At 71.3% G+C, this 23,765-nt stretch carries 27 protein-coding genes; 14 read left to right on the plus strand and 13 right to left on the minus strand.

Annotated features, from left to right (window positions below; all coding sequences use genetic code 11):
- Nucleotides 1–81 precede the first annotated feature (81 nt).
- Nucleotides 82–963, plus strand: a complete 882-nt coding sequence (locus tag ACFYM2_RS11555; RefSeq protein ID WP_388835405.1) for an NAD(P)-dependent oxidoreductase — start codon at nt 82–84, stop codon at nt 961–963.
- A 204-nt stretch (nt 964–1,167) separates the two neighbouring features.
- On the opposite strand, the gene ACFYM2_RS11560 is transcribed toward ACFYM2_RS11555, so the two are convergent.
- From ACFYM2_RS11560 to ACFYM2_RS11570, 3 genes are all read right to left on the minus strand, one after another.
- Complete coding sequence (locus tag ACFYM2_RS11560) at nt 1,168–1,413, minus strand: hypothetical protein (protein WP_388835408.1); 246 nt, start codon at nt 1,411–1,413, stop codon at nt 1,168–1,170.
- A 254-nt stretch (nt 1,414–1,667) separates the two neighbouring features.
- Entirely contained in the window at nt 1,668–2,183 is a 516-nt protein-coding gene (locus ACFYM2_RS11565) for an SRPBCC family protein (RefSeq protein ID WP_358997179.1), read from the minus strand.
- Between the two features lie 513 nt (nt 2,184–2,696).
- Complete coding sequence (locus tag ACFYM2_RS11570) at nt 2,697–2,987, minus strand: hypothetical protein (RefSeq protein ID WP_388835411.1); 291 nt, start codon at nt 2,985–2,987, stop codon at nt 2,697–2,699.
- Here ACFYM2_RS11570 and ACFYM2_RS11575 point away from each other — a divergent pair.
- Complete coding sequence (locus ACFYM2_RS11575) at nt 2,986–3,240, plus strand: hypothetical protein (protein ID WP_388835414.1); 255 nt, start codon at nt 2,986–2,988, stop codon at nt 3,238–3,240. The two genes, ACFYM2_RS11570 and ACFYM2_RS11575, sit on opposite strands and share 2 nt — an antisense overlap.
- Nucleotides 3,241–3,277: 37 nt before the next feature.
- On the opposite strand, the gene ACFYM2_RS11580 is transcribed toward ACFYM2_RS11575, so the two are convergent.
- Nucleotides 3,278–3,883 (minus strand): hypothetical protein, encoded by a 606-nt coding sequence (locus ACFYM2_RS11580; RefSeq protein WP_388835418.1) that lies wholly within the window; start codon nt 3,881–3,883, stop codon nt 3,278–3,280.
- 506 nt (nt 3,884–4,389) lie between these two features.
- Here ACFYM2_RS11580 and ACFYM2_RS11585 point away from each other — a divergent pair.
- From ACFYM2_RS11585 to ACFYM2_RS11600, 4 genes are all read left to right on the plus strand, one after another.
- Nucleotides 4,390–4,572 (plus strand): hypothetical protein, encoded by a 183-nt coding sequence (locus tag ACFYM2_RS11585; RefSeq protein ID WP_358997456.1) that lies wholly within the window; start codon nt 4,390–4,392, stop codon nt 4,570–4,572.
- Nucleotides 4,497–4,814 (plus strand): DUF2231 domain-containing protein, encoded by a 318-nt coding sequence (locus tag ACFYM2_RS11590; RefSeq protein ID WP_358997175.1) that lies wholly within the window; start codon nt 4,497–4,499, stop codon nt 4,812–4,814. Before ACFYM2_RS11585 ends, ACFYM2_RS11590 begins: the two co-directional genes overlap by 76 nt.
- 80 nt (nt 4,815–4,894) lie before the next feature.
- Nucleotides 4,895–5,272, plus strand: coding sequence for a hypothetical protein (locus ACFYM2_RS11595; protein ID WP_388835422.1), 378 nt, complete (start codon nt 4,895–4,897; stop codon nt 5,270–5,272).
- Between the two features lie 367 nt (nt 5,273–5,639).
- Nucleotides 5,640–6,077 (plus strand): DoxX family protein, encoded by a 438-nt coding sequence (locus ACFYM2_RS11600; protein ID WP_388835425.1) that lies wholly within the window; start codon nt 5,640–5,642, stop codon nt 6,075–6,077.
- Nucleotides 6,078–6,105: 28 nt separating this feature from the next.
- On the opposite strand, the gene ACFYM2_RS11605 is transcribed toward ACFYM2_RS11600, so the two are convergent.
- From ACFYM2_RS11605 to ACFYM2_RS11640, 8 genes are all read right to left on the minus strand, one after another.
- A complete protein-coding gene (locus tag ACFYM2_RS11605) occupies nt 6,106–6,876 on the minus strand; it encodes an endonuclease/exonuclease/phosphatase family protein (protein WP_388835428.1) in 771 nt (256 codons plus the stop codon).
- A 50-nt stretch (nt 6,877–6,926) separates the two neighbouring features.
- Entirely contained in the window at nt 6,927–7,718 is a 792-nt protein-coding gene (locus tag ACFYM2_RS11610; RefSeq protein WP_388835431.1) for a hypothetical protein, read from the minus strand.
- Entirely contained in the window at nt 7,712–8,308 is a 597-nt protein-coding gene (locus ACFYM2_RS11615; RefSeq protein WP_388835434.1) for a hypothetical protein, read from the minus strand. The genes ACFYM2_RS11610 and ACFYM2_RS11615 overlap by 7 nt, the downstream gene beginning before the upstream one ends.
- Before the next feature lie 11 nt (nt 8,309–8,319).
- The gene (locus ACFYM2_RS11620) at nt 8,320–9,066 is read right to left on the minus strand and encodes a hypothetical protein (RefSeq protein ID WP_388835437.1); all 747 of its coding nucleotides are present in this window, start codon (nt 9,064–9,066) and stop codon (nt 8,320–8,322) included.
- A 142-nt stretch (nt 9,067–9,208) separates the two neighbouring features.
- Complete coding sequence (locus ACFYM2_RS11625) at nt 9,209–10,141, minus strand: helix-turn-helix transcriptional regulator (protein ID WP_388459651.1); 933 nt, start codon at nt 10,139–10,141, stop codon at nt 9,209–9,211.
- A gap of 212 nt (nt 10,142–10,353) precedes the next feature.
- Nucleotides 10,354–11,103 (minus strand): maleylpyruvate isomerase family mycothiol-dependent enzyme, encoded by a 750-nt coding sequence (locus ACFYM2_RS11630; RefSeq protein ID WP_358997153.1) that lies wholly within the window; start codon nt 11,101–11,103, stop codon nt 10,354–10,356.
- Complete coding sequence (locus tag ACFYM2_RS11635) at nt 11,100–12,140, minus strand: NAD-dependent epimerase/dehydratase family protein (protein WP_388459649.1); 1,041 nt, start codon at nt 12,138–12,140, stop codon at nt 11,100–11,102. Before ACFYM2_RS11635 ends, ACFYM2_RS11630 begins: the two co-directional genes overlap by 4 nt.
- A gap of 193 nt (nt 12,141–12,333) precedes the next feature.
- Complete coding sequence (locus ACFYM2_RS11640; protein WP_388835441.1) at nt 12,334–13,221, minus strand: hypothetical protein; 888 nt, start codon at nt 13,219–13,221, stop codon at nt 12,334–12,336.
- A 272-nt stretch (nt 13,222–13,493) separates the two neighbouring features.
- On the opposite strand from ACFYM2_RS11640, the gene ACFYM2_RS11645 reads away from it, so the two are divergent.
- From ACFYM2_RS11645 to ACFYM2_RS11680, 8 genes are all read left to right on the plus strand, one after another.
- Nucleotides 13,494–14,795, plus strand: coding sequence for an ABC1 kinase family protein (locus ACFYM2_RS11645; protein WP_388835443.1), 1,302 nt, complete (start codon nt 13,494–13,496; stop codon nt 14,793–14,795).
- A gap of 31 nt (nt 14,796–14,826) precedes the next feature.
- A complete protein-coding gene (locus tag ACFYM2_RS11650; protein ID WP_358997141.1) occupies nt 14,827–15,453 on the plus strand; it encodes a peroxidase-related enzyme in 627 nt (208 codons plus the stop codon).
- A gap of 13 nt (nt 15,454–15,466) precedes the next feature.
- A complete protein-coding gene (locus ACFYM2_RS11655) occupies nt 15,467–16,345 on the plus strand; it encodes an SDR family NAD(P)-dependent oxidoreductase (RefSeq protein ID WP_388835446.1) in 879 nt (292 codons plus the stop codon).
- Nucleotides 16,346–16,507: 162 nt separating this feature from the next.
- Nucleotides 16,508–17,764, plus strand: coding sequence for a styrene monooxygenase/indole monooxygenase family protein (locus ACFYM2_RS11660; RefSeq protein ID WP_388835448.1), 1,257 nt, complete (start codon nt 16,508–16,510; stop codon nt 17,762–17,764).
- A 106-nt stretch (nt 17,765–17,870) separates the two neighbouring features.
- On the plus strand, nt 17,871–18,509 hold the full coding sequence (locus tag ACFYM2_RS11665) for a winged helix-turn-helix transcriptional regulator (protein ID WP_358997132.1): 639 nt from the start codon (nt 17,871–17,873) through the stop codon (nt 18,507–18,509).
- 186 nt (nt 18,510–18,695) lie between these two features.
- Nucleotides 18,696–20,147: an MFS transporter gene (locus tag ACFYM2_RS11670; RefSeq protein WP_388835451.1), complete on the plus strand. Its 1,452-nt coding sequence runs from the start codon at nt 18,696–18,698 to the stop codon at nt 20,145–20,147.
- Between the two features lie 142 nt (nt 20,148–20,289).
- Complete coding sequence (locus ACFYM2_RS11675) at nt 20,290–20,706, plus strand: SgcJ/EcaC family oxidoreductase (RefSeq protein ID WP_350234218.1); 417 nt, start codon at nt 20,290–20,292, stop codon at nt 20,704–20,706.
- A 188-nt stretch (nt 20,707–20,894) separates the two neighbouring features.
- Nucleotides 20,895–21,812, plus strand: a complete 918-nt coding sequence (locus ACFYM2_RS11680) for a TIGR03564 family F420-dependent LLM class oxidoreductase (RefSeq protein ID WP_388835454.1) — start codon at nt 20,895–20,897, stop codon at nt 21,810–21,812.
- Nucleotides 21,813–21,896: 84 nt separating this feature from the next.
- Here ACFYM2_RS11680 and asnB read toward each other — a convergent pair whose 3' ends face one another.
- Nucleotides 21,897–23,732, minus strand: coding sequence for an asparagine synthase (glutamine-hydrolyzing) (gene asnB / locus ACFYM2_RS11685; protein WP_388835458.1), 1,836 nt, complete (start codon nt 23,730–23,732; stop codon nt 21,897–21,899).
- Nucleotides 23,733–23,765: the final 33 nt, after the last annotated feature.

Consider the following 23,765-nt stretch of genomic DNA (forward strand, 5'->3'; position numbering starts at 1 on the left):
ACCTGCTTGCTCACCCCGGGGTAACCACCCACTGCCAAGTGCGTACTTGATCATCACGGGACCTGCGACCAGCCTAATCGCATGACACACACCGCAGTTGAGAAGACTCCGCTCACACTCCTGGGCCTCGGCGCGATGGGCACCGCGCTGGCTCGTACCTGGCTCGCCGCCGGCCATCCGCTCACGGTCTGGAACCGAGGTCCGGCCCGGGCCGCGACGCTCGCGGGCGAGGGAGCGAAGGCCGAGGAATCCGCCGCCGACGCGGTCGCCGCGAACACCCTCGTCGTCCTGTGTCTGCTGGACGACGCCTCGGTCGACGAGGTGCTGGCCCACACCGACGTGGCAGGCAAGGACCTGGTCAACCTGACCACCAGTACTCCCGCGCAGGCACGCGCACGTGCCACGTGGGCCCGCGAGCGCGGCGCCCGCTATCTGGACGGCGGCATCATGGCTGTGCCCCCGATGATCGGCGTACCCGAAGCCGGCGGCTACGTCTTCTACAGCGGTGCGCGGGAACTCTTCGACCAGCACCGCGGGACCTTGACGGTCCCGGTCGGCGCCACGTACGTCGGCGAGGACGCGGGTTTCGCGGCCCTGCACGACGTTGCCCTGCTCAGCGCCATGTACGGAATGTTCGCCGGCGCGGCGCACGCCTTCGCCCTGATCCGCAAGGAGGACATCGACCCCACGACGCTCGCCCCCCTGCTGGCCGACTGGCTCGTCGCGATGGCCTCGGGTGTCCACCAGACCGCCGACCAACTGCGGAGCGGGGACTACACCGAGGGTGTCGTCTCCAACCTGGCCATGCAGGTGGCGGGCGTACCGACGTTCCTGACCACCGCCGAGCAACAAGGCGTCACCCCGGAACTGCTCACCCCCTACTTCACGCTCATGCGCCGCCGGCTGGCGGATGGCGGTGGCGAGGAGGGCCTGACGGGGGTGGTCGACCTGCTGGTGCGCTGAGGGGGCACGGCCCGCGAGGCACCGCCGCGAGGCAGCCAGAGCCCGCTGTGTGCGCGTGTCACCATCGCCGTGCGGCGCCACCATCGCCGGGGTGGGTTCCGGGGCTGGGGGAGTGGCAGGCGGGTGTACGCGCAGCATCAACCGAGGGCGTCATTGAGTTCCGCGGTTCTGCGATGTCCGTCCTGCGCCCTCCAAGGGGCCGTCTCATTTGGTGCTGGGCAGATCCCTTGACACGAGCACGGCGAGCTGGTGCAACCGCTGGCAGTACTGGGCTCCTGCAAGGTCATTGATCTCAGGGAGGACTCGGTCCAGGTCCGCGATGCTGCTCTTGAGGAGGACGCTGTTCTTCGAGTCGAGAGTGCCGCTGTTGTCGAGCCAACGAAGAACGCAGCCGGCGATGTCCAGTTCGAGGAGCCACACATGTGTGCCCCCGAACGTGGAATGTCGCAAGCTGTCAGGGAACGGCTCTTGGCGGAATTCCTGCCAGAGACGGTCTGCGGTCTCCACCTGCTCAGTCGAACCGCTCATTTGAACCATCTTGCAGTAGCCGTTGAGCTGGTTTGGTTTTCACGTCCAAGTGAAGCGACGAGCGTGCCACAGCCGGTCGTCGAGCACGTCTGGGTGGTGTACGGCGAACGCGGTCAACTTGGCCCCGTTCTGCGGGACTTGGGCGGCGCGGAATGCGGGACGCGCGCTCTGTCCCCTCAACCCGTTCGTTCCGCACGGGATTCCAGTTCCCGCTTGAGGTTCCGCAGCGTCTTGTTGATGTTGCGGGTCTGGAAGGCGGCGAACGTACTGCCCGACGTGACGGCGCGGTCGAAGACGGCGGCGACGGCGTCGGGCCACGCCGTCCGGTCGTCGGTCCAGGTTTCGGTGACCCGGGTGCCGCCCTCGGCGCGTTCGAAGCGGTACTCCCACGTGGCGATCGGGCCCCGCAGGCGGGGGCGGCCGAGGCCGATGGCGTGGACACGGAAGGCGAACCTGCGGTCCGGCTCGGCGGCGGTGACCGTGCAGCGGGTCACCCAGCGGAACATCCCCCGTCGGTTGCGTCCCACAAAGGTCGTGCCGAGACCGGCGGGCCCTTCTCCTGTTCCGCTCGCCGTGCCCAGGTTCTCCGGGCTCCAGCGGCCCATGTCGGACGGGCGACTCACGGCCCGGTAGGCCACGTCCGGTGAGACGTCGATGACGATGTTGCCGCTTACTGTGAGGACCCGCCCCATACCGCCCGCTCCTTGATTGTTTCTGCTCGCGCCTGATCAAGCCGTGAAGCTACTGCTCGGTAGTGATCCTTGCACGGCACGGCACGGCACGGCACGGCATGGCGCGACGCGGCGCGACCTGGTGCGACTTGGCACGTCACGCACGGCGGGCTTCGGCCTCCTCGGGACTCGCCATGTCGAGCAGGAGCATGGCGTCGTGGTCGGGGGTGCCGGGCATCGCCTGGTTGCCGGCAGGTCGGGGTCGGCGCCCGCCATCGCCCGCAGATGCAGGAACATGTAACGGGTGATGTTGCGCCGCTCCGGCGGCCAGTCGGTAATGCCGGGGAAGAGCCGCAGGCCGGCCCGGTCTGCCGGCACCCGCCCGATGACGGACAGGCTGGGGGCCCGCGGCGACGGCTGGGGTAGAGGCGACGGCTGGAGCAGAGGTGGCCCAGAGCGAAGCTGGCACAGAGAGGAGCAGTACGCACGATGAGCGGCAGGCGATCCGGGGCAAGTTCCTCGCGGAGTGAGGTCTCAGCCCCGTACGGATGCTGACGCCTGCCCCGGCGCTCCCCGCGCCGCCCCGCCGTGTTCGATGTACCGGGGCAGCTCACGGCCGGGTTGGCGCTCGCCGGAGTGACCTACGCCGTCATCGAGGGTGGGCATCACGGCCTGACCGGCACGGTCCTGGCGGCGGTCGCGGTCGCCGTGCCGGGCCGGGGCCGCTTCGTGGCCGTCGAGGCACACCGGCGCTCGCCCATGCTGCCGCTTGGCCTGTTTCGGTGTCGGCGGCGCCCTGGTCATGCCCGCGCTGACCTCCCTCATGCTGGACAACGTTCCCGCCGAACGCGCGGGCACGGCGGCGGCGTTGCTCAACACTAGCCGTCAGACGGGCGGGGCACTGAGAATCGCCGTCTTCGGCGCGCTCGTCGCGAGCGACTTTTCCTGCGGCATGCGGGAGAGTCTGCTGCTCGCCGCCGCGCTCCTGGGTGTCAACGCGTTGGGCGCGGCGGCGCTGCTGCGGCGTGGGGAGGGGGCGTCGCCCGCTCAGGATTGCGTCCCGGCGCCCGAGCAGTGATGGCGCGGGGGCGTGGGCGGCTCGCTCGGCGTATGCGTCAGGGCTTGAGCCCGGCCCGCCTGAGCGACAGGGCGGAGAGGTCGGCGATGACGTCGGGGTCCCCGCGGCGCCAGGCGTCGGCCAGGCCACCCGGCGGCGTGGCGAGCGCGGCCAGCGACCGCTGGGGACCGGTGAGCGCGCGCAGCGCGAGCAGGTCGGCGCCGCCGGGGGCGTCCAGGAGGAGACGGGTGGTGGCGGCGCGCCGGATCCACCGCAGCCTCGGCACCAGCCACATCACCAGGATCACGGCGACGGGAAGGGCGATCAGGGCGATCGTCGTCAACGTGGCCACGTGCCCCACAGTGTCCTGCAACGACCGTCCCGCATCGGACAGGTTGGTGCCGGCGTCGGCCGCGGACTGGAGGGGCTTCTTCAAGGAGCCCCCCACGAAAGGCACCTTCGAGGCCGCGTCACCGGCGCTGTCGAGCCCCGACGCGAGGCTGTCGCCCGCGCTCTCGGCCTTCCGCCCGGGCTCGGCGAGCGTCAAGATCGCTTCACGCACGACCAGGGCGAAGGCCACCGTCATCGCGATCAGAGACAGAGCGATGAGATCCCCGATCAGCTGACGGCTCCGGCGTGCTGGGGTCTGGGCGTAGAGACGCATGGACGTGCTCCTGTTCCGACGATGGCATCGATGTGCGCCGCCGGCCCGGTCGTGCTGGGGTGGTCGAGGGGCAGGAGTAACGGAACGGCGCGGCGGGCGTGTTGACCGTACGGGGACGATGTTCACCGTACGGGGACGGTGTTGACCGTACGGCGACGCGCGGACGATATCGAGGTACCCGCGCCCGGAGTTCGCCGCGTCACGGCGCGGGGGGTTCCCCGGTGCGCAGGCCAGGACCAGCCCCCTCGCCGAGCGCCGCCGGGGAGCACCGGGCACAGAATTTTCCGCTGGTGTGTCGATCGGAAACCCGGGCGTTCGACGTCAGGGCAGAGACGTGAGCGAACGACCGAGGCTCTGTGATCAAGAGGTGTCGCCCGAATGCCGATGGCTTCCTCACCGGACCAGGAGCCGGGTGCCAGGAGCCGGCCCGTCGGCCGCCGACCCACCGACCCGCCGACCCACCGGCCCGCCGACCCACAGACCCGCCGACGTACCGAGGAGAAGACATGCAGATCCGAGCCCGTATGAGTATGAGCGCCGATGGCTATGTGACCACCCCGAGCGGCTGGCCCGCGCTCACGGCCGACCCGGCGTACGTCTCGCCGCCGCGCTGGTGGGCTTCCTCGACCTGTTCGCCCTTCCGCCCCGCACACGGGCCTTTCGGACCGCTGTGGTCCACATGTCGCTGAACCTGCTGGTGACCGCCGCCTACGTCGGCAACTTCCTGTGGCGGCACGCCGGATCCGGTCCCAAGGGAAGCGTCGACGCGGGTCCGCTGGCCCTCAACGCCGTCGCGTTCGCCGCCCTCGGCGTCTCGGGATGGCTGGGCGGCAAGCTCGCGTACCGCTACGGCGTCCGGGTCGCGGACGAGGTGACCCAGGCCGAGGGATTCACCCCTGGCCCCAAGTTCCCCGACAAACCCGCCCGTTGACCCACCGCCTGTTGACCTGTTGACCCGCCTGCCCCGGCACGGGCCGGCGGCGCAGCCACCCGCTCTCCTCTGGAGTTCCCATGGACACGGCCGCACTGGTCACCTGGGTGATCACCGCCCTCGGCGGCTTCTACATGCTCGGCACCTGGCTCACGCGCGGAGGCGCCCGTGGCGGCACGAGCCGGCTGCCGGTCCCCGTGGTCTTCGGCCACTTCGCGCTCGCCGCGATCGGTCTGGTCGTCTGGATCGTCTACCTCGTCACCGACAAGGACGCGCTGGCCTGGACCGCCTTCATCCTGCTGGTACCCGTCGCCCTGCTCGGTTCGTCATGCTCGCCCGCTGGATCCCCGTCCACCGCGCCCGCGCCACCGCCCCCACGGGCCCCGGCCAGGACGCCCCCGCCGAGCGGCACTTCCCCCTCGCCGTGGTCCTCGCCCACGGCCTGTTCGCCGTGGTGACGGTGGTCCTCGTGCTGCTCACCGCCCTCGGCGTCGGGGGCAGCTGACCATGGAGCGGCACTCCGACCTCCTGCCGCACCCGGCCGCACCGATACCCTCGGCGGCCGCATCGCGCGTGCTCCCCGCCGGACGAGGAATCGGCCGTTTCCCCGCCGGTCGGGCCCCCGCCGGTCGGGCCCCCGGCCGGCCGGACCCCGGTCCGTACCGAATCGCCCGGCTTCTCGACCACTTCACCTGGTGATTCCCCACCCCCACCGCCCTGCCCGGCCGACGGCCGCCCCGCACAGCGCACGCCCGCCCCGGCCCCTGGGGCGCCCGGGCGGCGACGATCCCGCAGCCGTCGGCCGGGACCCGCCCAAGGAGCCTCATGATCACGCGCCTCCTCGCCCGGCATCACGCGCATGCCGTCGCGGCCTTTCGTATCGTGACCGGCCTGTTGTTCGCCTCGCACGGGGCCGCCTCCCTGTTCGGGATCCTCGGCGGTGCACCCGGCGGCGGCACGGTCGCGTTCGGAGTGTGGCCCGACTGGTACGCCTCCGTCATCGAGCTGGTGCCCGGAAGCCTGGTCGTCCTGGGCCTGGCCACCCGCGCGGCCGCGCTGCTGGCCTCCGGTTCGATGGCCTACGCGTACTTCACCGTCCACCAGCCCCGCGCGTGGTGGCCCCTGGAGAACGGCGGCGAAGCGGCCGCCATGTTCTGCTGGGTCTTCCTGCTCCTGGTGTTCACCGGCCCCGGCGCGCTCGCCCCGGACCGGTCACGGTTCGTCAGGACATCCCCCAACTCCGGTGAGGGTCAAGCGACTTGACGCGCCGGAGAAGGCCGACCGTTCCGCGCTACGCGGCGGGTACGCGCAGAGCGGCCAGCACGGGCAGGTGGTCCGTGGCCGCGCGGAGGTCCTGTTCCGCCACGCCGGGAAGCCCCATCGGCACCCCGCACCCGAGGATTTCGACGCCGGGCGTCGCGAAGACCGCGTCGATGCGTTGCAGCGGGTCGCCGAGCCGGGTGGTGTGCTCCCGTCCCCACGGCGCGGTGGCCCAGCCGTCCCGCAGCGACGACGCCAGCAGGCCGAACGTACGGCCGTGGGGCCGGTCGTTGAAGTCGCCGGCGGCGATGGCGTGCGGTACTACGAGGGCCGCCAGTCGGTCGAGGAGCAACCTGCCCTGCGCGTAACGCTCCTGGTCGTCGACGCTCAGGTGGCAGCTGAGCACCCCGAGCCGTGCCCCGCCGAACCGCAGGACGGCGGTGGCGAAGCCGCGTTGGTGCAGACCCGGAGTGCGGGGCAGCAGGATGTCCTCGGTGCGCTCCACATGGGCGCGGAGCGAGGAGAGGACCATGGGCCCGGACGCGGTGGCGCCACCCGTCACGTACACGAGGTCCGAGGCCCTGGCGAGGCGGGCTGCGGCTTTGCGCCAGCGGAAGAAGCGGGGTGCTTCCTGGACGCAGACGACGTCGGGCCGGCAGGCCCGGATCACCCGGGCCAGCGCGGTGACGTCGTCGCGCATGGAGCGGATGTTGTAGCTGAGCACGCGTACGACCGCCGAGCCGTCGGGCTCCGTCGCTGACTCGGGCAGATCCCGCACAGTGTCCTCTTCCACGCTTCGCATGCCCCCATGGTGCCGCAGGCGGGAGCCGGGAGCGCCGCGGCCCCCGCGCTTCACGGGGAAAAGTACGCGGCGGTGAACAGCAGTGCCGGGTACGCCCCGACGAACGCGAAGACGAACGTGCTCAGGCCCATGGTGAACGCGATGCCGATGTGCAGCGCCGCGCCCGCCGCGAGCAGACCCCAGCGCGGCTGCGCCGGCAGGAAGAGGGTTACCCAGAACGTCACTTCCAAGACCATGACCCCCCAGCCGAGGAGAGCCGCGACGAGCGGCCGGGCCCGCAGAATCGCGGCGATCCCCGGCGATCCGTAGGCGTCGGTCGAGAGGATCTGGGCGAGGCAGGATCCGTCGCGCCAGGTGCGCGAGACCAGCTTGGCCACCCCGGCGATCAGATAACTGAGGAGCAGCTGGGCGGCGAGGAAGCCGAGGAAGAGCCGGCCCACCGTGCCGCCGACGACCAGCGTGGCGGCGGCGGTGAGCAGGCACAGCGCGGCCATCTGGTCGGCTCCGTCGGTGCCGTAGTCGTTGCGGTGCAGGCCGAGGAGCAGGGTGGTCAGCAGGACGCAGGACAACACCGCCGAGCCGGTCGCGGACAGCACCGCCACCGCAGGCGCGGCGCACCCGGCCGTGAACTGGACGGCCAGCACCCCGCGATACCGCTCCCAGACGAACAGCCCGCGCACCACCGGCGGGCAGCGGTGCTGGTCCGCGCCGACCACGGCCCAGGCGAGCGCGCCGCCCTCACCGAACTCGTGACCCTGGCGCAGATCGCGGCGCGCCGACACCGCGAGGCCGGCGCCGCACACGGCCAGGATCGCGCGGGCCGTCTCACTCTCGTTCACCATGGGGTGCTGCCCTCCCGCACGCTGCCCTTCTGCACGCCACCCTCCCGCAGCCCGGTGTCCCACATGTCGGCGTTGACCACCGTGCTCTCCAGGCGGTGCACGGCGGAGACGAAGACCACTTGGGGCGCCTCGTCCCGCAGACTCGCGTGCGCGACGACGAACGCGAAGCCGACGGCAGTCGCGTCGTGCGCCGCCGAGGCGGCCCGGTTGAGCAGGACGAGATAGGACGTGCTGATCATCAAGCGGGCGCTCCGGGTCCGCGCGTCCGCCTCCTCCTCCCACCCGCGCGCGGCCAGGCGCACGAGGTGGGAGGAGGCGTCGAACAACGCCTTGCCCGCCCGGCCCCGCGCGCCGCCCTCCGCCAGCACGAGCCGCAGAGGTCCGTACGTGCCGTTGGCCAGGAGGTCGCGGTACATCAGCACCTTGTCCTTCGTCGCCGGATTGGGTGCGAAGAACGTCCAGGACGGCAGCAGTGGAGCACACCAGGACGGCAGGCGCGCCCGGACCGCCTCACCGCACCGGGGCAGCGCCGCGACCGCCGTCAGGACAAGCCATGCGCCCAGCACGACGGCCACACCGAGGGAAGCCACAAGTCGCCCCGTCAGCGGGCGACGTGGCGCCGGCGCAGCGCCAGCAGATCGGCCACGGTGGCTGCGGGAGCACCCGAATCGCCCGCGATCTGCTGGATGTCGGACTCCGAGAGCGCCACCGCGGCCCCGTCCCGGACGTAGCCGCCCCGGCCGTGCTTCTGGTCGACGGCATGCTGCGCCGCACGCCCGATGTTGTCCGTCAGCATGTCCATCGTCGTGATCGTCTGGCAGGGCTCGGGCGGGCCCATGTGCGCGTACCCGTCGTCGGGATGCAGGGTGTCGAGCAACTGCCGCTCCAGACGCGTCAGTTGAGGGGCGCGTCGCATCAAAAGACAGGTGGCGCGTACGGCCGGGTGCTGGGGCCCGGCGTGCTCGATGATGCCGAAGTCCGTGTCACGCAGCGGGCCTCCGGTGTACGGGAAGGTCAGCGTCCGGAACGGGAAGCCGTGCGGCAGGGCCAGGTCGCGCACCAGTGTGTGTCCCGCGCAGACCAGGTCGAGGGCGAGCGACGCGGCCACCAGCTGGGCCCCGGGGGCCGGGCGTCGAGGCACGGGTGTGTCCCGCACCTCACGCCAGGCGCCGCTGAGCGCCGCCGTGCGCAGCCGCCGCCACGCGGGGGCCGACACGTCACCCACGTAGAGGACCACGGTCCCCGCCGGGGGCAGCAGGCCGCCGTCCGCCACGCCCCCGGCGTCGGGCGGCACGGTCACCACATCCACCCGCCGCACCACGGGCGTCAAGGCCGAGGTTCGCATCATGTACGTCTCCTGTCCTGTGTGATCCGTATCCCGCCACCGGGACACGCGCCCAGTGTCGTGGTCCCTCCGAGGCGGCCAACACCCCCTGAATATTGGGGGGTTGGTGCCTCTATGACCGGGCGCGCGGCCGGTGGCCGGTGCTCTACTGCCGCAGCCCCGCGACGAGTTCTTCGCGGCCGGACGTGCCGGTCTTGCGGTAGACGGACCTGAGGTGGCCGGTGACGGTGTGCGGGGACATGCCGAGCAGCCGGGCGATGCGTTTGGTCGCGAGGCCCCCAAGGAGCGATTCGACGATGGCCCGCTCGCGTGGTGTGAATCCGTACCAGACGAAGAGGGCGGGCAGGAGCTGTGAGGCGGGCGCGGACTGGAAGGTGAGCGCGATCTCCCCGTGCGGTCCGCCGAGCGGCTGAGCGTGCACCGCGACCCATCCTCCGCACGTCGGAATCCTGCTGAGGGCGGTGCTGTGGGTGCGCCGCGTGAAGGAGGTGATGCTCCACAGCAGAGGGGGCAGTTCGTCGCCCTGGGTGCGCGCCGGTTCGGAGACGAACTCGTCCAGCCAGGTGCGTGCCGTCTGCGTCATGCCCCTGATCGTGTCGTCCGGGCCGATCACGACCACGCCGGGGAACAGCCCGCGCCGCCCGGGACGCAGGGGCTTGCCCGCGACGAAGTGGCGCAGGGCGACCGCGAGGGTTGCGCCAAGCCGCTCGGCGCGCCGAATCTCCGCAGGCGTGAAGGGCCGGCCCGCCCGCACCAGGACGAGGCCGCCCCACACCACGCCGCGGTGGGTCAGGGCGATGGGCATCTCGTGGACCGCGCCCCCCACCGGCCCGCCATCGTGGTGGAGACAGTCGACGCCGGTGAGCGGATCGAGACCGGTCAGGGTGGAGCCGTCGTGCGGCAGAAGGAGCTCAAGGCGTCGGGACAGCGCCGAGGCCAGCTCGGGAACGGTGGTGGCGGCGGCCGCCGCGGTGAGCAGAGCGCGACGCAGCTCCCGCGTCTGCGGGACGCCCGCCCGCTGCCCGGCCTTCGGGACGGCGGCCGGTGCCGTGACGGTGCGCTGTGCGAGTACGGGCATGGGCGGGCACCACTCCTGGGGACGACATCCCGGACGGCGGAGGTACTACGTGATCCCCGCCCTATGACTGTCCCGCCCGGCCCGGCCCATGCCGGGCAACACTCCTGTGGGCGACGCCGGTTCAGGCCACCTTGCACGCCGCCCGGGCCGTCACCGGGCGGCACGGGGCAGCGGAACGGCGACCGGCCTGACGTCCGCCTGGGCGACGACTGCTAGGCGACGACTCCTGAGCTCAAGGACGGCGGCAGGAACCACAACCGCCGCTCACCCGCCTGCGTGCCGCGCTCCACCGGCCGCGCCGGCGGGACGAAGGGACCCCAGGTGAAGGCAGGCAGCCAGGGCTCGGGCGCCGCGCTCCAGGACAGCGCGCGGATCTGTGCGAGGGTGCGCCTGCCGGTCAGGGCACGGAACACCTCCAGGCCCGGTCCGCGCAGCGACGTGGCGGGCCCGCCTTCGCCGGCCGGCCACCCCCGTCCCGCCGTCTCGATGCGCAGCGCCGGCAGATGATGTGCGTTCACGGACATCGTGAAGCCCATCGCGGCCAGTTCCAGCGTGTCGTCGAAGGCGGGATGCTCCCGGGGCACGGGGAGGCCCAGGGCGGCGCGCAGGTCGAGTTCATGGGAGAAGACGTCGAGCAGCATCATGCCTCGGCGCAGCCAAGGGGTCCGTTCCAGTGCCTCCGCCAGGGCCCCGTCCAACTCCTCCCAGGAACCCAGCAGTTGGGGCAGAGGGGCATCCGGCGCGAGTGCCGGAGGCAGGACGGCGCTCCGGGGCACTTCGGCGACGGCCCGCGCGCACACCTCCAGCAGATGGGCGACGACGTCCCGCACGTTCCAGCCCGGACACGCGGGCACCGGCCACTCCCACGTCTCCGGGTGCGCTCGTGCCAACCGGACGATGTTGTCGCGGCAGGCGCGGTAGGTGGGATTCCAGAAGGGCTCGGGGCGCCCCTCGGGCGTCATGCCGAGGACCCCGCGAGCGACCGGCCCGCACGGCCCGCCTGCCGCGCCGACACGTGCCCCGCCTCGTACAGCCAGCGCACGCTGTCGGCCAGGGTTTCACCGAGGGGACGGGGAAGCAGGCCGTAGGTGGAGGCGTCCGCGTCGACGGGCGCCGCGTGCAGACAGGTGTAGAGGGCGCCGTACTCGGCGGGAATGGACCAGGGCCAGACGCGCTGCGCCAGGTCCGCGAACATCGTCAACGGGAGCATGGGACGCGCCGGCAGGAACATCGTGGGGAGCGCGCGCCCGGTGGCATCGCGCAGCGCCTGAACGTACTGACGGGTGGTCAGAAATCGGCCGGGGCCGAAGTGCCGCTCGCGTGTCCCGGCCGGCTTGGCGAGCAGGGCCGCATGAAGACCGGCGGTGTCCCGGACGTCGCCCACCGGAAAACCACCGATCGGCCAGACGGGCAGCAGGCCCCGCAGGGCGTTGCGCAGTCTGGCGCTCTGGTCGCCGAGATGGGGGTCGTGGGGGCCGAGCAGTGCCGGCGGGTAGGTGATCACCACGGGCGCCCCCTCCTCCTGGTGGAGCCGGGCCACTGCCTCGGCGACGGACTTGCTGGCCAAGTAGGCCTCGCGTGGCATGCCCGGCGGGGAGTCAGCCCGGACCACACCGCCCGCGGCGGGGAACATGGCGCCGACGGTGGAGACATGGACGACGGGGTCCGCCCCGGCCCGTACGGCGGACGAAAGCACCAGCTGCGTGCCGCGCACATTGGTGGCCCGCATCTCGGCGCGCCGTCTGCTGTCGAAGGAGTACACCGAGGCCGCGTGCAGCACCGCGTCCACCCCGTCCACCGCCTTGGCGACGGTGGCCCGGTCCGTGACGTCGCCGACCACCAGCTCCACGCGGGCCGGATCCACGCCCAGCGGACGCAGCGCCCGGCCCACCCTCGACGCGTCGCGGACCAGCATCCGCACCCGTGCGCCGGACCGGATGACGGCGGCGACGGAATGGGCACCGACGAAGCCGGTGCCGCCAGTTACGCAGATCAGCATCGCCGATCACCCCTTCGTCGAACCGAGCGCGAACCGAGCGCGAACCGCGCCTGCCCCGTCCCGGAGGGCTGGGACGCCCCCCGTCGCATGATGGCAACCATCCGTCGCGTTGCCTTCTCCCGCCTTGCCGGCCGACAGGCGCATGCCCGCGCCGCGACGCGGGCGCGCCCCCACCACGCCCGGCTTGCCGTCTTCAGGGAAGGCGGACCTTGCTCAGGAAGGGAACGAGGAGCCAGGGGCGCCGGCCCCACACGCGCAGGGAGCCCGTCAGCGCCGCCCGCGCGTGCGGGACGCGGTGGAAGAGGACGAGGTTCAGGGCGGCGGGTTCGAAGTGGACACGCACATCGTTGTCGCGGCTCGGCTCCTCGACCCACAGACGCCCGGTGTCCAGGACCATCGTGACGGGGGAGGTGTGGGCGGAGCGGAACTCCACCGCGATACGCCCTTCGCGCTCGGGTGCGCCGCGGTCGAGGATGTGCCCGGTGCCGTTGCGGGCGATCTCGACCAGGAAGAGCTCGAAGAACTGCGCGGCGTATGCGTTCGGAACGTGCCAGGGCGCGTCGACCGCGCGCGCGATGTCACGTCCGTGCAGGAGCAGTTCGTTGGTCAGGTGGGCCACCAGGCCAGCCAGCGGGATCCGCGATCCCCCGAGCCAGTCCATGAGCGTGGTGGGGTCCTGATAGGCGGTCAGGCCGAGGAACTTCTCGATCGAGGAACGCAGCCGCGCCACGACCTCGCCGAGGTCGCGCTCCGTATAGGCATCGAGGAACGCCGTGTTGAGGCCCGCTCCCAAGGTGTCGACCGTGGTCGCGGCGACCTGCTCCCGGACCGACGGCACCGGGAACGAGCTGTCGTCGTGCCCCACCGAGCAGGCGTTGAGCCAGGCAACGGCGGTGACGTGGGCCGCCGTGTCCGCCACACTCCAGTCGGCCGTCGCCATGGCGTGCGGATCCGCGTGCGCGGCCAACACCCCGAAGCGCTCGGTGACTTCGGCGAGAGCGACGCGCGCGGCGTCCCACTTGGCGGGCGTGACCCTCGTTTCCGCGATGGTCCGGTGTGTCTGATATCGCGCTCGCGCCACCCTCATGCCCTCCGGCCCTGTGCGGCTTGCCCGTGGTGAGGAGAGCCAGTGTGGCGGCGTGGGCGTGGCCGCGCTTCTTCCGTCGTGCGGAGCGGGGCAGGGCACGCTCGAAGTAGCCGCTCACCTCGCCACGCGCCGACGATTTCCTACGCCGGGAGCGCCGGAGACGTCGGGTACGCCGGGGACATCGGATACGCCGGGGACGTGGGCCGGGCGCTTTCGTTCGCGCGGATGTGTTGGGGTCCAGTGGCTCGGCTGAGGGGAGGACGGGCATGGCGAGAGTGGCGGACGCCGCCCTGACGGAACTGCCCGGCACGGCTCTTCGCGCGGTCCGGGTGAGTGGCACCGTGCTGGGACATGCCCTGGTGTTCGGCCCCGGCGCGCTCAGCGCCCGCCTGCGGCGACGGCCATGGGCCCCGGCCGGCGAGCGGCTGACCGCGCTGCTCACATCACTGGGGCCCTCGTACATCAAGATCGGCCAGCTCCTGAGCACACGCCAAGACCTCCTGCCCGAGCGCGTCTGCGCGGAACTCGGCCGGCTGGCCGATGCCACGCCCCCGCCCCGGCGCGCGGTCCTGGAAGGCGCGGTGCGCGGGGCGTACCGGGGCCGGACGTGGCCGTTCGCGGCGTTCGACTGGACGCCGGTGGCCACCGGAAGCATCGCCACCGTGCACCGCGCCATCACCCTGGACGGCCGGCGGGTGGCGGTGAAGGTGCGAAGGCCTGGCATCGGCCGGGTGATGCGGCGCGACTTCCGGCTGACCGCGCTCGCGATGGGCGCCATGCGGCACCTGCCACACCTGCGGTCCATGCCGTTCAAGGTCATGCACGCACAGGTAGGCGGCGCGATCCTGCGCCAGCTGGACTTCGAGGCGGAGCGCACGGCCCTGGGCACCCTGCGGGCGAACCTGCGGGAATTCTCCTGGATACGGATCCCCGCGCCGCTGCCCGAGCTGTGCGCCGAGGACGTCCTGGTCATGGAGTACGTGGACGGGTCGGCCCGCACGGCGCCGGGGCCCCTGTCCGCCGAGGCGCGCGGGGCCGCCGCGCGCAGGGTCATGATGGCGGTCTACGAAATGCTGTTCGTGGACGGACTCGTGCACTGCGATCTGCACCCGGGAAACCTCTACATCCAGGACGACGGTTCCCTCGTGATCCTCGACGCGGGTTTCGTGATCAAGCTGTCGGAGCCGGTGCGCGCCTCGTTCGCGGACTTCTTCATCAACATGGCCATGGGAAACGGCCCGCTCTGCGCGGAGATCATCATCGAGAGCGCGGCGAGCGTCGCCGAAGGATGCGATCTCGGGGGATTCCGCGCGGAGCTGACCGGCCTGGTGACCGAGTCGGCGGGAGCGCGGTCCAAGGAGTTCAGCCTGGCGAAATTCGCAGGACGGCTTTTCGACATTCAACGCCGTTTCGGCGTGTATCCGGTACCCGAGTTCGCGTTCCCGCTGTTGTCGCTCCTGGTGGTCGAGGGAATTGTGCAGGGCCTCGACCCGGAACTCGACTTCCAGGCCGAAGCGATGCCCGTGCTCCGCCGGCGGAACATGCCACGTGTTTCGGCCGGTTCATGAAGAGGACATTCCGCACGAGAAAGGTGTACTCATGGATGACAATTCCGGAGTCCGTGTTCCGCTGGTCGACGAGGCCGAGGCGACCGGGAAAGTGGCGGAGCTCTATGAGCGCGCCAAGAAGGTCACGTCGCTGGACTTCGTGCCCGACATGTTCCGCCTTGTCTCGTCCCGGCCGGAGCTGCTGGAGACGATGCTGGCCGGCTACGACGGCGTCTTCAACCACGGAAACCTGCCCCGGCAGACCAGGGAGCTGATCTCCGCCTGGACGTCGAAGGTGAACCAGTGCCCCTACTGCGTCGGGACGCACAACTTCTTCCTCCAGGTCTTCGGCGGCAGCGAGGAACTGGCCCACGCGATCGACGTGGCGGGCTCGCCCGACGACCTGCCGGTGGACGAGCGCACCCGGGTCCTGCTGCATCTGCTGACCAAGCTCAGCCGCAACGCGTACAAGATCACGGATGAGGACTGGCAGAAGGCGCTCGACGCCGGCTGGAGCGCCGACGACCTGCTCGAGGCGTTCTTCTGCGCGGCGCTGTTCAACTTCATCACGCGCCTGGTGGACGGTCTCGGGCTCGGCACGACGGTGACCAGGAGCCGCATCTCCCAGCAGGAGGTGCCGGACGGCTCCGGACCGGCCCCGGCGCCGGCCGCGGATTGAGCAGGGGCCGGACATGACGTGCTCCCGCGCGGTTCTGATCACCGGTGTCTCCTCGCTGAGCGGCCTCTCCTCAGGTACCGGCCGGGCGCTCGCGCTCCGGCTGCACCGCCAGGGGTGGCCGGTCTACGCCAGCGGGCGCAGCCTGGAAGGCCTCAAGGACCTGGAGCAGGAGGGCATCACCACCCTGCGGGTCGACGTGAGCGACGAGGAGTCGATGGCCGCGGCGGTCGAGCGGATCACGGCCGAGCACGGCGCCGTCGGCGTGCTGATCAACAACGCCGCCTACAGCCTCAACGGCACGATCGAGCAGACACCCATGGACGAGGTCCGCCGCCAGTTCGAGACCAACGTCTTCGGACTCTCGCGCATGACGCAACTGGTGCTGCCCGGCATGCGCGCGCAGGGGGCCGGCCGCATCGTCATCATGTCCTCGATCTTCGGGCTCTTCGCCACCCCGGGGCGCGGCTACTACGAGGCCACCAAACACGCCCTGGAGGCGATCGGCGACTCGCTGCGGCTCGAAGTGCGCCGCTTCGGCATCAAGGTCGTGGTCATCGAACCCTCGCCCATCCTCGGCGCGTTCGTCCCGACCACCGTGGGCGACCTCGGACTCGCTCCCGGCTCCACCGACAACGACCCCTACGGCGACTTCTGGGAGCGGTTCGTCGCCTGGCACGGCGCCTACCGGGAGGTGGAGCACCCCAAGGGGCGTGGCCGTCTGTCGCTGCGCTCGGGCGACGTCGCCGCCCTCGTCGAGAAGGCGATCACCGTGCCCCGCCCCCGGATCCGCTACCGCCTCGGCATCCCGGTGCGGCTCCTTCGGCCCCAGCGGGTGATCTTCGGAGAGCGCGCCTGGGAAAAGTTCGTCCGCACCTTCTTTCCGACCCCGTAATAGGCCGGCCCGCGCCGGTGAGGGGCAGGGGCGCTCCATGCGTCCGGGACCTGCTGGGCAAAACGAGAGAAGGCGCCGGCCTCCGGCGCAAGGACACTGGAGACACCGGTGAAATGGCCGGTCATCATTCTCCCGTCCGGGAAAAACAAGGGGTGGCTCGGTGTGCGAAAAGTCCTGATCGTCGGCGCCGGGCAGGCCGGGCTGCACCTCGCGCTCGGGCTGCAACAGCACGATTATGACGTCACCGTGATGTCGGCGCGCACGGCCGACGAGATCGAGCACGGCACGGTCATGTCGTCCCAATTCCAATTCGACAGCACGCTCGCATTCGAGCGCGAGCTCGGTATCTACTTCTGGGAAGGTCTCGCTCCGCACACCCCCCTCACCAGCTTCCAGGTGGGCGCCGAGGGTCCCGTTCCGGTCGTCGACTGGGTCAGTCCGCTGAAGAAACCGGGCGCCGACGTCGACCAGCGGCTCAAGATGGCGCGCTGGCTGCGGCTGTTCGAGGAGCGGGGCGGGAACCTGATCGTCAAGGGCGCCACCGTCGCGGACCTCGACGCCATGGCGGGCGACCACGATCTCGTGGTCGTCGCGGCCGGCAAGGAGGGACTGGCCGGCCTGTTCGAACGCGACGCGTCCCGCTCGCCGTACACGACGCCGCAGCGCATGCTCTCGGTCGTGTACGTCAACGGCTACCAGCCCGATCCGGCGGGCCCCGGCGACCACACGGTGGAGTTCCACATGCTGCCGGGCCGGGGCGAGATGATCGTGATGCCGGCCCTGACCGTCTCCGGCCCCTGCCACATCCTGTTCTTCGAGGCCGTCCCCGGCGGGCCCCTTGACGTCTTCGGGGACATCCACTCACCTCAGGAACACCTGGAGCGCTTCGTCGACCTGGTCGAACTGCACGTGCCGTGGGCGCGCGAGAACTTCACGAAGCTGGAGCTCACGGACGCGGGCGGCACGCTGCGCGGGGGATACACCCCCGTCGTGCGGCATCCGGTCGCGACGCTGCCCTCCGGGGGTCTGGTCCTCGGGGCCGGTGACGTCGTCGTGGCCAACGACCCCATCACGGGGCAGGGAGCGAACATGGCCGCCAAGTGTGCGGCCGGCTACCTCGAGGCCATCCTGGAGCACGAGGACCGGCCGTTCGACGGCGCGTTCCTGCGCGGCGCCTTCGAATCGTTCTGGTCGCGGCACGGGCGCGCGACCACGGAGTGGACCAACGTGACGCTGGGGCCGCCGCGCCCGCACATGCTCGAACTCCTGGGCGCGGCAAACCAGTTCCCCGCGATCGCCCGCCGCTACATCGAGGGCTTCGACGACCCCAACGACCTCATGGAGTGGTTCATGGACCCCGACAAGGCGGCCGCCTACCTGGCCGAGGTCGTGGGGGCCGCGCCTGGGTCGGGGCGCTGAAATGCGGGTATCACCCGGGCACCAGGCGGACGGGGGAAGCCGTGGCCGACGGGGTTTCCCACCGCCGGGGCCTGGGCTCCCATCCGCGACGGATTATGGTAAAGGGATGAACAAGAAGCGCAGCTACGGCGAAGGGTGCCCCGTCTCCCACGCGCTGGACCTGGTGGGGGAGCGGTGGGCCCTGCTCGTGGTGCGCGAGCTCCTGCTCGGGCCCAAGCGCTTCCGCGACCTCAAGGACGGACTCTGCGGCGCCAGTTCCAACATCCTCACGATGCGGCTGCGCGACCTGGAGGAGATCGGGGTGCTGCGCAAGTACCGGGCCGGCGCGCCGGTCAGCGGCCCGGTGTACGAGCTCACCGAGTGGGGCCGCTCCCTGGAGCCCGTCCTGTTCGCGCTCGGCGACTGGGCGGTCGCGTCGCCGTTCTGGGACCGCCACGCGCCCTCGACCGTGGACTCGCTGCTGCTCTCGCTGCGCTCCCAGGCCCAGTACGTCTTCGCGGCCGGCGCCCCCGTGGCCGGCACCTGCGACATGCGCATCGACGACGACCGGTTCACGCTGCGCTTCGGTGACACCGGCCTGGACATCGCCCGTGCGGTCGCCTACGAGCCCGAGGCGACCCTCATGACCGACGCCGGCACCCTCAAGACACTCATCGCCGGCGACGAAACCCTCGACGACGCCATCGCCGCGGGACGGATGAATCTCGGTGGCGACGAGCGGCTGATCAGGTCCCTCATCAAGTAGTGCCGCCGCCGGCGAGCGCTCCCGGCCCGTAGCCACGGGCCCCCTGCCGTCCCCGCGCGCCCCAGTCATCCGGTTGCGCGCGCCCTCCATCCGGATCTGTGGTACAAAAATTGAACCAGATGATTCAAAGAACTAGTGTGATGCTGTGGCCGCAGGCCGCAGAACCTCCCGAGGGAGAGGCGCACCATGCAATCCGTCGAATCCGGGGCACTCGCACCCCATAAGGGCTGGACACTGGCCCTCAGCTCAGTGGGCGTCTTCATGGCCGCCCTGGACGCCCTGGTCGTGACCACCGCCCTGCCGGTGCTGCGCACCAGCCTCAACGCGGACGTCGGCGACCTCGAGTGGACCATCAACGCCTACGTGCTCACCTTCGCGTGCCTCCTGCTGCCGGCCGCCGCGCTGGCCGACCGGTTCGGGCGCCGCCGGGCCTTCGCGGCCGGGCTCGTCATCTTCGCGGCGGCCTCCGCCCTTGCGGCGCTCGCCCCGACCGTCGGCGTGCTGATCGCCGCCCGGGCCGGCGAAGGCCTCGGCGCGGCCGTCATCATGCCGATCTCGCTCACGCTGATCAGCGACGCCTTCCCGGTCGAGAAACGCGGCGCTGCCATCGGCATGTGGGGCGCCGTCTCGGGCTTCGCCGTCGCCATCGGACCCGTCATCGGCGGCGCGGTCGTCAATGGACTCAGCTGGCACTGGATCTTCTGGTTCAACGTCCCCATCGGCCTGGTCGCCGGGCTGCTCTCCCTGCTGCGACTGACCGAGAGCTACGGCCCGCGCCAGCCGCTGGACCTCCCCGGTCTCGCCCTGGCCTGCGTCGGATTCTTCCTCCTCGCCTGGGGTCTCGTACGGGTCAGCAGCGTCGGCTGGAGCAGCTGGCAGGTCATCGTCTCGCTCGTGGCGGGAGCGGTCGTGGTGGCGGTGTTCCTGATGGTCGAAGGACGCCGGAGCCGGCCGATGGTGCGCCTGGACCTGTTCCGCAACAGGGCCTTCAACACGGCGAGTTGGGTCACCTTCTTCATGTACGCCGGTCTGTTCGGGGCGCTGTTCCTGATGTCGCAGTTCCTCCAGTCGGGGCTCGGCGACAGTCCGCTCAGGGCAGGGCTGCACCTGCTTGCCTGGACGGCCGTTTCCATGTTCATCGCCCCGGTCGTGGGCCCCCTCGCCGACAAGTACGGCAACCGTCCCTTCATGGCGCTCGGCATGGCGTTGCAGGCCATCGGGTTCGGGTGGGTCGCGCTGGTCGCCACGCCCGGAGTCACCTTCGGCGGCGTCCTGGCGGGGCTGCTCGTCGCCGGTGTCGGCATCGGGATCGTGTTCCCGACCGTCGCGAACGGCGTGATGACCTCGGTGGGTCCCGAGGAGACCGGCATCGCATCGGGTACCAGCGCGACGCTGCGCGAACTCGGCGGTGTCTTCGGAGTCGCCTTCACCGCGACCGCCTTCGCGCACGCCGGCAACTACACCTCGCACCAGACCCTCATCACCCACTTCAGCCATGCGCTGTGGCTGTGCGCGGCGTTCTCCGCGGCCGGCATCTTCGTGTCGCTCGCCTACCCCGCGCACCGCGCCTCTGCCCCCGTCCCGCCCGTGCCCCCCGCGCGAACCACCGGGACGACCGTCGCGGCGGCCCGGGACTGACACCCACCAGGCACCCCATGTCACCGTCCGCGCCCGCTCGCGCGAGCCGGCGGGCGCGGACCGTCCGAAGCACACGAACGAGAACCACGAGAACCACGAGAACCACGAGAACCACGAGAACTACGAGAACGAGGTAGCCATCATGACCACCGACACCCGCAAGCAGGACGAGGCCGCCGTCCTCGACGTCGTCAAGGGCGTCTACCAGGCCTGGAACGACGCCGACCCGGACGCGTTCGTCGCCGAGTACTTCGAGGACGCCAGCGCCGTACTGCCCGGCTCCTACCTGAAGTCGCGTCAGGAGATCCGCGAAGCCATGGCGTTCTCCTTCAACGGGCCGCTCAAGGGCACGCGCACCTCCGACAACGTGCTGGACGTCCGCTTCCTCACCGACGACGCGGCCGTGGTGATCAGCCAGACCGGCGTCCTGATCCCCGGTGAGACCGAGGCCCCGCCGGAGCGGACCGTGTACGCCACCTGGGTGCTCGCCAAGAAGGACGGCACGTGGCGGCTGGCGGCCTACAGCAACAGCCCCTCCGTCGGCCCCGGTGGGCGGTGACCACGAACTGAGCGGGCCGCGCCCCGGTCTCTTTCTCCCGGCCGCCCGGGAGGCGGAGGCCGGGCTCGGCCACGTCCGAAGCGGTGCACGACCGAGCGATTGCTACCCGCGCCGGGCCATGGCGTCACCAGGGCCGTCGTCCGCACGCCGGCCGCGCGCCGCCCGGCGCCGGAGCACATGAGGTGATCATGAGCACTGACATGCGCGGTGGCGTGCTGGTCATCACGCACGGCGTACCGCTCGACGGTGTCATCGCGCAGATCGGAGCCGCGGCGCGGGCGGGTGCCGGCGCCGCGTGGCTGCCTCAGGTCCTGGGGCACGACGCACTCACCGCGCTGGCCGTCGCCGGCCGTGAGGTACCCGGCATCCAGCTCGGCACCGCCGTCGTGCCGACGTTCCCCAGGCACCCCCTCGCCCTGGCAGGTCAGGCTCTCACGGCGCAGGCCGCGATGGGCGGACGCCTGACGCTGGGCATCGGACTGAGCCACCGGGCCACCGTCGAGGGCGCCTACGGCTACTCCTACGACCGGCCGCTGCGTCATCTGCGGGAGTACCTGCGGGCGCTGGCGCCCCTCCTGCGCGGTGAGCCCGTCGCCCTGCGCGGTGAGACGCTGACGGCGGCCGGCGCCGTCGAAGTGCCGGGCACGACAGCGCCGTCGCTGATGCTCGCCGCGCTCGGTCCGGCGATGCTGCGGCTCGCGGGCGAGGAGACGGACGGCACCATCACCCAGTTCACCGGGCCCCGCACGGTCGCCGACCACGTGGTTCCCACCCTCACCCGCGCCGCGAGCCGGGCCGGCCGGCCCGCGCCGCGCGTCGTGGTGGGTGTGTCCGTATGCGTGACGCACGACCCGGCGGCCAGGCGCGCGCTGCTCGGGAACATCTACTCGGCCGTGGGCACCGGCGGGGAGCCGAGCTACCGGGCCATGCTGGAGCGCGAAGGTGTCGCCACCGCCGTGGATGTCGCCATCACCGGCGACGAGGCGCGTGTGGAGCGCGAACTGCGGCGGTACGCCGACGCGGGCGCCACCGAGTTCATGACGACGCTCTTCGGCACCGAGCAGGAGAACGCGCGGACCCTGGAACTCATCGCGTCCTTCGGCTGAGCGCCCCGCCGCGCCGACGCCGACGCCGCGCCCCGGACCGCCGCAGGCGTGTGTCGCGGCGGACCGGGGCGGGGTCGCCCGGCGTCAGGAGAGCTTGAGGTCGGGGTGGTAGACGTCCAGCCATACGGCCAGGTCGAGCGTCCGCTCCAGGCCGAGCCGGGTCAGCCGGTCCATCGTGGACACCTCGCGTTCCGTGGCGCCCTTGAGCCAGTCCCGGTCCACGAGCTCGAAGACATCGTGATGCCGCGCCGCCAGCAACTCCCTCCCCTGGCCCTGGAGTTCGCGGGCGTAGTACGGATCCTGCGTCGACGGATAGGGACTCTTGGGCCGCCAGGCGACCGACGCCGGAAGCATGTCCTTGGCCGCCCCGCGCAGCAGGCTCTTCTCCCTGCCGTCGTAGGTCTTCAGCGACCAGGGCGCGTTGTAGACGTATTCGACGAGCCGGTGGTCGCAGAACGGTACGCGGACTTCGAGGCCGACCGCCATGCTCATACGGTCCTTGCGGTCGAGCATGTACCGCATGAAGCGGGTGAGATGCAGATGGATCATGACGCGCATGCGGTACTCGAAGTCGTCCTCCGTCTCCAGCCGCTCGACCTCACCGACCGCGCTGTCATACCGCTCAAGGCGGTACTCCTCCAGGCGCAGCCGCGCCACCAGACCCGGGTCGATGCCGGTGGCGTCCTTGTCGAAGGGGCCCACGCTGACGGCGATCCACGGGAACGCCCGGGCGCGCTGGATGGCCGGGACATGCATGTGCCGGTACCCGCCGAACAGCTCGTCGGCCGCCTCTCCCGACAGGGCGACGGTCGACTTCTCGCGGATCGCCTTGAAGAGCAGATACAGCGAGAAGTCCATGTCTCCGACGCCCAGCGGGGTGTCGCGCGCCACGAGAGCGGCCCTGCGCACGGCGGGATCGGCGAGCGCCTTGGGGTCGAGCACGATGTCGGTGTGGTCCGCGCCGACGTGCTCGGCGACCTCGTGGATGAACGGGGTGTCGGGGGCGTCGCGCAGCTCGTCGGGCGTGAAGTTGTCCGCCTGGCCGGTGAAGTCGACCGCGAACGTCGGCACGCGCTCGCCGGTGAGGTGGGCGGCGGCCAGCGCGGTGAGCGTGCCGGAGTCGAGCCCGCCGGACAGCAGCAGGCAGCGCGGCACATCCGCGACGAGCTGCCGGCGCACGATGTCGTCAAGGAGCTCGCGCACCTGGTGCACCGAGGTGTCCACGTCGGCGGTGTGCGGCCGGGTCTCCAGACGCCAGTAGGTACGCTCGTGCAGTCCGTCCGCGTCGACGGTGACGATGGTGCCGGGCTCGACCTGCCGCAGGCCCGCCCAGATCGCGTGCCCCGGCGTGAAGGCGTACGACAGTGCCTCGCGCAGCCCCTCAGTGTCGACCACACGCGGGGCGAGGGGGTTGGCCAGGATGGCCTTCTGCTCCGAACCGAAGAGCACCCCGTCCGGCGTGCGGCAGTAGTAGAGCGGCTTGATGCCCACCCGGTCGCGGATCATCACCAGCTTGTGCTCACGCCCGTCCCAGATGGCGAACGCGTACATGCCGTTGAGGCGGTCGGCGAGCCCGGTTCCCCAGCGCAGATAGCCGCGCAGGACCACCTCGGTGTCACTGGCCGTGGTGAAACGCTCGCCCGCCCGGATCAACTCGTCGCGCAGCTCGACGAAGTTGTAGACCTCACCGCTGTAGACGAGTGTCACCTCGCCCCGGTCGGTGCCCACCGTCATCGGCTGCGCCCCGCCGGCCAGGTCGATCACGGCCAGCCTGCGGTGGCCGAGCGCCGCGTGCCGGCCGGTCCAGGTGCCGCCGGCGTCGGGGCCCCGGCACGCCATCGTCCGGGTCATCGCGTCCAGGGCCCCGCGTTCGCGCGTCAGGTCGCGGCCGAACGAGACCCAGCCGGTGATTCCGCACATCTGCCCGCCTCCTGTGGCAATTCGATGGGTTCG

This window comes from Streptomyces sp. NPDC006711, from assembly GCF_042869775.1.
In the GTDB taxonomy this organism is placed as follows: domain Bacteria; phylum Actinomycetota; class Actinomycetes; order Streptomycetales; family Streptomycetaceae; genus Streptomyces.

What these genes read in the sequence shown, in the direction of transcription:
- ACFYM2_RS11645 (WP_388835443.1), top strand. Translation starts at nt 13,494, where the DNA reads ATGGCGAGAGTGGCGGACGCCGCCCTGACGGAACTGCCCGGCACGGCT.
- ACFYM2_RS11575 (WP_388835414.1), top strand. Translation starts at nt 2,986, where the DNA reads ATGCTGGACAACGTTCCCGCCGAACGCGCGGGCACGGCGGCGGCGTTG.
- ACFYM2_RS11650 (WP_358997141.1), top strand. Translation starts at nt 14,827, where the DNA reads ATGGATGACAATTCCGGAGTCCGTGTTCCGCTGGTCGACGAGGCCGAG.
- ACFYM2_RS11600 (WP_388835425.1), top strand. Translation starts at nt 5,640, where the DNA reads ATGATCACGCGCCTCCTCGCCCGGCATCACGCGCATGCCGTCGCGGCC.
- ACFYM2_RS11620 (WP_388835437.1), bottom strand. Translation starts at nt 9,066, where the DNA reads ATGATGCGAACCTCGGCCTTGACGCCCGTGGTGCGGCGGGTGGATGTG.
- ACFYM2_RS11670 (WP_388835451.1), top strand. Translation starts at nt 18,696, where the DNA reads ATGCAATCCGTCGAATCCGGGGCACTCGCACCCCATAAGGGCTGGACA.
- ACFYM2_RS11595 (WP_388835422.1), top strand. Translation starts at nt 4,895, where the DNA reads ATGGACACGGCCGCACTGGTCACCTGGGTGATCACCGCCCTCGGCGGC.
- ACFYM2_RS11580 (WP_388835418.1), bottom strand. Translation starts at nt 3,883, where the DNA reads ATGCGTCTCTACGCCCAGACCCCAGCACGCCGGAGCCGTCAGCTGATC.
- ACFYM2_RS11570 (WP_388835411.1), bottom strand. Translation starts at nt 2,987, where the DNA reads ATGAGGGAGGTCAGCGCGGGCATGACCAGGGCGCCGCCGACACCGAAA.
- ACFYM2_RS11585 (WP_358997456.1), top strand. Translation starts at nt 4,390, where the DNA reads ATGCAGATCCGAGCCCGTATGAGTATGAGCGCCGATGGCTATGTGACC.
- ACFYM2_RS11665 (WP_358997132.1), top strand. Translation starts at nt 17,871, where the DNA reads ATGAACAAGAAGCGCAGCTACGGCGAAGGGTGCCCCGTCTCCCACGCG.
- ACFYM2_RS11635 (WP_388459649.1), bottom strand. Translation starts at nt 12,140, where the DNA reads ATGCTGATCTGCGTAACTGGCGGCACCGGCTTCGTCGGTGCCCATTCC.
- ACFYM2_RS11605 (WP_388835428.1), bottom strand. Translation starts at nt 6,876, where the DNA reads ATGCGAAGCGTGGAAGAGGACACTGTGCGGGATCTGCCCGAGTCAGCG.
- ACFYM2_RS11565 (WP_358997179.1), bottom strand. Translation starts at nt 2,183, where the DNA reads ATGGGGCGGGTCCTCACAGTAAGCGGCAACATCGTCATCGACGTCTCA.
- ACFYM2_RS11630 (WP_358997153.1), bottom strand. Translation starts at nt 11,103, where the DNA reads ATGACGCCCGAGGGGCGCCCCGAGCCCTTCTGGAATCCCACCTACCGC.
- asnB (WP_388835458.1), bottom strand. Translation starts at nt 23,732, where the DNA reads ATGTGCGGAATCACCGGCTGGGTCTCGTTCGGCCGCGACCTGACGCGC.
- ACFYM2_RS11555 (WP_388835405.1), top strand. Translation starts at nt 82, where the DNA reads ATGACACACACCGCAGTTGAGAAGACTCCGCTCACACTCCTGGGCCTC.
- ACFYM2_RS11680 (WP_388835454.1), top strand. Translation starts at nt 20,895, where the DNA reads ATGAGCACTGACATGCGCGGTGGCGTGCTGGTCATCACGCACGGCGTA.
- ACFYM2_RS11625 (WP_388459651.1), bottom strand. Translation starts at nt 10,141, where the DNA reads ATGCCCGTACTCGCACAGCGCACCGTCACGGCACCGGCCGCCGTCCCG.
- ACFYM2_RS11675 (WP_350234218.1), top strand. Translation starts at nt 20,290, where the DNA reads ATGACCACCGACACCCGCAAGCAGGACGAGGCCGCCGTCCTCGACGTC.
- ACFYM2_RS11655 (WP_388835446.1), top strand. Translation starts at nt 15,467, where the DNA reads ATGACGTGCTCCCGCGCGGTTCTGATCACCGGTGTCTCCTCGCTGAGC.
- ACFYM2_RS11610 (WP_388835431.1), bottom strand. Translation starts at nt 7,718, where the DNA reads ATGGTGAACGAGAGTGAGACGGCCCGCGCGATCCTGGCCGTGTGCGGC.